This is a genomic window from Rhodanobacter sp. OK091 (assembly GCF_900142825.1).
Taxonomy (GTDB): domain Bacteria; phylum Pseudomonadota; class Gammaproteobacteria; order Xanthomonadales; family Rhodanobacteraceae; genus Rhodanobacter.
Genome location: NZ_FRCH01000010.1, coordinates 1 through 2,005 on the forward strand (window position 1 = coordinate 1; position 2,005 = coordinate 2,005).

Sequence of the window (2,005 nt, forward strand, 5' to 3'; positions counted from 1 at the left end):
ACCCGGATCGACCTGCTGAACTATCTGCGCCGCAAGGTGAACTAAGCGGAGGGCCCGGCGGCGTGGCCCGCCGGTTCACGCCACGAAAGTTTGCCGTAATGCGGCCCGCCCAGAATGGCCCAGGTCACGTCGGCGCCCCCGGCGCCGTGTCCCTCAAAGGAAGCTTTGCCATGTGTGGAATCGTTGCTGCCGTTGCCCAGCGGGACGTCGCGCCGCTGCTGATTGTCGGCCTCAAGGCGCTGGAATACCGCGGCTATGACTCCTCCGGCGTGGCCGTGCTCGATCACGGTACGATCCAGCGCGTGCGGGCCAAGGGCAAGGTGCGCGAGATGGAGGGGCTGTACCTGGCCGCGCCGTTCCCCGGCGGCACCGGCATCGCCCATACGCGCTGGGCCACGCATGGCGTGCCGAACGAGGCGAACGCGCACCCGCACATCGCCGGCCGCGTCGCGATCGTGCACAACGGCATCATCGAGAATCACGTCAACCTGCGCACCGAGCTGCAGGCACGCGGCCACGTGTTCACCTCGGACACCGACACCGAGGTGATGGCGGCGCTGATCGACGAGCGCCTCGGCCAGGGCCTGACGCTGCGCGAGGCGGTGTTGACCACCGTGCGCGAACTGGAAGGGGCGTACGCGATCGCGGTGATCAGCCGCGACGAACCCGGCCGTGTGGTCGGCGCCCGCCGCGGCGCGCCGCTGCTGGTCGGGGTGGGCATCGGCGAGAACTTCCTCGGCTCCGATGCGCAGGCGCTGATCCAGGTCACCAACAAGATGCTGTACCTGGACGAGGGCGATGTGGTCGAGATCACCCGCGACCGCGTGCAGGTGTTCGCCCTGGACGGCCATCCGGTGGAGCGGGCGGTGCACGAGAGCGAGCTGTCCACCGACGCGGTGGAGCGCGGCGAATACCGCCACTACATGCAGAAGGAGATCTTCGAGCAACCGCATGCAGTGGCCAACACGCTGGAAGCGCGGCTGGGCCCGCACGGCGTGCTGCCGAACATCTTCGGCATCGATAGCGAGGCGCTGCTGCAAGCCACGCGCGGCCTGCACATCATCGCCTGCGGCACCAGCTATCACGCCGGCCTGGTCGCCAAGTACTGGATCGAGGAATACGCGCGCTTGCCGGTCAGCGTGGAGGTGGCCAGCGAATACCGCTACCGCGAGACGGTGGTATCGGCCGACACGCTGTTCGTGGCCATTTCGCAGTCCGGCGAAACCGCCGACACGCTGGCGGCGCTGCGCGAATCGCGCCGCCGCGGCTACCTGGGCACGCTGGCGATCTGCAACGTGCCCGAGTCGTCGCTGGTGCGCGAGGCGGACCTGAAACTGATGACCCGCGCCGGCCCGGAAATCGGGGTGGCCTCGACCAAGGCGTTCACCACCCAGCTGGCCGCCCTGGCGCTGCTGACGCTGGAACTGGCCCGCCGCCACGGGCTGGACCCGCAGCGCTACGCCGCGTTGTGCACCGAGCTGCAGCATCTGCCGCGGGCGATCGAAAACGCATTGAAGCTGGAGCCGGCGATCATCGACCTGGCCGCCGAATTCATTCACCGCCAGCACGCCTTGTTCCTGGGCCGCGGCGTGCAGTATCCGGTGGCGCTGGAAGGCGCGTTGAAGCTCAAGGAAATCTCCTACATCCACGCCGAGGCGTATCCGGCCGGCGAGCTCAAGCACGGCCCGCTGGCGCTGGTCGACGAGACCATGCCGGTGATCGCGGTGGCGCCGAACGGCCCGCTGCTGGACAAGCTCAAGTCCAACCTGCAGGAAGTGCGCGCCCGCGGCGGGCGCCTGATCGTGTTCGCCGACGGCACCGCCGGCATGGACGACATGGCCAGCCACGGGGCGATGCTGCGGGTCGAATCGGGCGGCTCGTTCATCGCGCCGGCCGTGTTCACCGTGCCGCTGCAACTGCTGGCCTATCACGTCGCCGTGCTGCGCGGCACCGACGTCGATCAGCCGCGCAATCTGGCGAAGTCCGTGACGGTGGAATAAAACCG

General features: G+C 68.6%; 1 protein-coding gene. It reads left to right on the top strand.

What is annotated here, in order from left to right; all coding sequences use genetic code 11:
- The first annotated feature begins 170 nt into the window (after positions 1–170).
- Positions 171–2,000, top strand: a complete 1,830-nt coding sequence (glmS, locus tag BUA26_RS19600; RefSeq protein WP_072762594.1) for a glutamine--fructose-6-phosphate transaminase (isomerizing) — start codon at positions 171–173, stop codon at positions 1,998–2,000.
- Positions 2,001–2,005 lie beyond the last annotated feature (5 nt).